Source organism: Bradyrhizobium sp., from assembly GCF_049586575.1.
GTDB lineage: Bacteria > Pseudomonadota > Alphaproteobacteria > Rhizobiales > Xanthobacteraceae > Bradyrhizobium.
On sequence record NZ_JBAVCF010000540.1, the window covers coordinates 1 to 3,230 of the forward strand.

The 3,230-nt window shown below is 62.0% G+C and carries 3 protein-coding genes; 2 read left to right on the plus strand and 1 reads right to left on the minus strand.

Features of this window, described 5'->3' with window-relative positions:
• Nucleotides 1–222 precede the first annotated feature (222 nt).
• Together WB528_RS20300 and WB528_RS20305 are read left to right on the plus strand one after the other, a co-directional pair.
• Nucleotides 223–1,848: a S8 family serine peptidase gene (locus WB528_RS20300; RefSeq protein WP_423890195.1), complete on the plus strand. Its 1,626-nt coding sequence runs from the start codon at nt 223–225 to the stop codon at nt 1,846–1,848.
• A 416-nt stretch (nt 1,849–2,264) separates the two neighbouring features.
• The gene (locus WB528_RS20305) at nt 2,265–2,741 is read left to right on the plus strand and encodes a TIGR03809 family protein (protein ID WP_423890196.1); all 477 of its coding nucleotides are present in this window, start codon (nt 2,265–2,267) and stop codon (nt 2,739–2,741) included.
• A gap of 17 nt (nt 2,742–2,758) precedes the next feature.
• On the opposite strand, the gene WB528_RS20310 is transcribed toward WB528_RS20305, so the two are convergent.
• A partial coding sequence (locus WB528_RS20310) for a TIGR03808 family TAT-translocated repetitive protein (RefSeq protein WP_423890197.1) occupies nt 2,759–3,230 on the minus strand: 472 nt, incomplete at its 5' end.

Sequence of the window (3,230 nt, forward strand, 5' to 3'; positions counted from 1 at the left end):
ACCTCCGATGCGAGCTTCGGAATCAAAGGAGCTCTAGTAACTTATTGATTCTAGGGCGGCCTTGAATTTGAAGTTCCTATAAAGCGATTGCCGCAACACTGATAGGAACTTCAAATTCGCCGCACTAGTGATCCGATGCTAACGTTCGCATTGCGACCCGCGGCCAGGTGAGAAGCGAATGTCAAATCCACTTCACGAGCGCTGGCGTAGGGCTCGACTTCCATGATGCATGGTGATGCGATCCGGCTGCTGAGGGTACGGCCCGCGATGCTGTCCTTGCTGGCGGTTGTGGTGCTAGTCGTGGGGTTAGAAGCTTCGCCAGCTTCGGCCCAGAGCATCATGCGCTCGCCCAGTCTCAACATGTCGTCGCGGGTTCCAGGCATTGATCGGGCCATGCCACGAATCGATCCGAACCTCGTCGGGCGCGGCGTTACGGGATTGGGCAACAATATCCGTATTCAACCGTCGTGCACGGCCGCCGATCGCGACAGCGGTAATTGTTCGCAGGTGACCACCAGTAGCAACAGCCGCAAGAACGGGAAAAAGACGGGTAATTCGTCGTTGGGAGCCTCGCTCGCCTCTCGCGCGATCGCCAATGAAATCGTGGCCGAGATCGATGGAACGCTGTCCGAAGCACAAGTCGACGCACTGGCGCGGCGTCATGGATTGCGGCGGATCGAATCCCGCAGTTTTGAGCTGATCGGGGCCACCATCGGCCTGTTCCGGATTACCGGCGGCAAGACGGTGGAAGCCGCGAGCCGGGAGTTCGCGCAGGATAGCAGCGTTCGCTCGCTCCAGCCGAACTTCCGCTACACCCTCCAGGGCGAAAGCGCAGCCGCGGCTGAAGGGGACCCCGCGAAATATCCGCAGGCGGAGCTTCACTTGCCGCAGGCGCACACGCTTGCCGACGGCGCCAATGTCACGATCGCTGTGATCGACTCCGCTGTCGATCTCAAACATTCCGAATTCGCCGGCGTCACGATCACGCCGTTTGATGCGCTTGACAGCAAGGAGGGGCCGCATCCGCACGGTACCGGCGTTGCCGGCGCGATCGTGTCGCATGTGCGGTTGATGGGCAGTGCGCCCGCCGCGCATATCCTGGCGATCCGCGCTTTCGTCACGTCCGGCAAAGCGGCCGAGAGTTCGTCTTACGTGCTCCTCAAAGGATTTGATCTTGCAGCCGGCCATGGCGCCCAGATCGTCAATATGAGCTTTACCGGCCCGAAGGATGCGATCATCGGGCGAGGTCTCACGGCGCTTGCGGCGCGGAATATCGTGATGGTCGCGGCCGCCGGCAATGCTGGCCCCAAATCATCGGCGCTTTATCCGGCGGCCGATGCGAATGTCATCGCGGTGAGCGCAACCGACGCCAGGGACAAGTTGTTTGCCGCCTCGAACCGCGGCCGCTACATCGCGGTAGCAGCGCCGGGCGTCGATCTTTTCCTCCCCACGTCCGACGACAAGTATCAAATCACCTCAGGCACCTCGTTTTCCTGTGCCTTCGTCAGCGGCATTGCCGCACTGATGCTCCAGCGCAATCCGGCGCTGAAGCCGGACGAGGTGCGTGCAATCCTGATGAAAACGGCGCGCGACCTCGGCGCGCCCGGTCCGGACGACCAATTCGGGGCAGGGGAGGCGGATGCTTTTGCCGCTGTCTCGGCAGTCTCTGTTGCAGCGATGCCAGTGGCGGCGCCGCCCCAAAAGCCGGTCACAACCGACGTGTCGGATACGCGGAGCATCAAGCCTCTGGCAGCCGAAAACCTCCCGGCGGCAACCATGGCGGCTGAGAAGCCGGCCGGTAGCGAACCCGCGCCGGATATAGGCAAAACCAAGCCGGCCGTTCCCTGAAATCCGCTCGCGAACGCGTGACCGGGAGCGCCAAAAATTCGTTAACGCGCGTTGAACGTCCGGCAGGCCTGCCGCGACCAAAAAGCGTGGGGAGCGGTCATCCCGCCCCAACAGCTATATCCGGCGCGAGCGCCCATCCACCCCAAGCGCCCATATGGCTTGACCCGTCCGGTTGTCCCCCCGGGCGGGTCTTTTCGTTTTTCAGGAGCCCGTACGACTACAGCGTGCCAGCCGGCTGTATATGTTCCTGGTGGAGTTTGGGATTTGACATTCGCTCTACGAGAGCCGGCCGTCTGCGCTGCAGCGAATGTCAAATCACTCCACTAGACTTTGTCGGAGTTTTCCACAAAATATATCGGTCATGTTTGAGTGATTCGTACCGTTGCGTCCGCGTCTTCCTCCTTGCGGGCAGATTTATGGCATCTCAAACAGACGTCGCCAAAGGCCGCGAAATTGTCGCGCGCTGGTGCAACCTCGCTGAAAAGCGACTCGAATATCTCACTGAATTGTTCAACAGCGGACGCTGGCGTCGCTTCCACAGCGAGGAGGCATTTCTCGCAAACATCCGGGAGGCCAAGACCGCAGTGGAAACCTGGCGCGACCTGCTGTCACGCGAGGCCTCGCGCGACAACCGCGCCATCGACCTGTCCTGGCTCGGCCGCAGCCGAACGGCATTGCCGCAGATCGAGTTACCGCGCCACCTTCCTCGCCTACCGCAGACTCCCGGAATTGCCGCCGACCAGCCGCGCCGGACTTCGGCTTCTGCCGAGGATGATCGCAACGGGGTGAGCAAAACCACTTCTCCGGCAGCGTCCGAGGCGGATAGCTGGGCGGCGGTGCTGGATTTGGCAACCGTCGCGGCGCGCTATCCGCTTCTTCGGAATACGCTGTAAGCCACCTGGCAGCGGTTCTAAGGCAGCTTCCGCACTGCGTTCGTTCCCACGACGACTTGCGCAAAGCGGGGCGCGCCTTCGGCGGAAAGATCCGGCGTGATCGGTCGCGCGTGATCGAGGCCAACGACTGCGCCCCGTGGGGCCTCGGAGATCACGTTGTTGCTGACGAGCGCCGTGCCCGCGCCCGGCGTCACCGAAACCCCGATGCCGACGAAGGCGTTGCGGATCACATTGCCTGATATCGCGACGTCGCGCAGATATTTGCCCCAGCCCGCGACAATTCCGAACGACGGCGCATTCTCGATCACGTTGCCCGAAACGCTGGTGTCGGCTTCGACGTAGATGCCGATACCGCCGTCATCGTCAGGCGCCGTTCCAATCGGCCGCTTCGCCAGCAGATTGCGGATGATGTTGCCCTCCACGACCGCGAGCCGGCCGCCTTCATTGAAATTGCAGACGGAAACCCCGAGCGCCGCGCCGTCCACGGTG

Bases quoted from the DNA above. Each gene is read 5' to 3' on its own strand.
- WB528_RS20300 (WP_423890195.1), top strand. From the start codon at position 223: ATGATGCATGGTGATGCGATCCGGCTGCTGAGGGTACGGCCCGCGATG.
- WB528_RS20305 (WP_423890196.1), top strand. From the start codon at position 2,265: ATGGCATCTCAAACAGACGTCGCCAAAGGCCGCGAAATTGTCGCGCGC.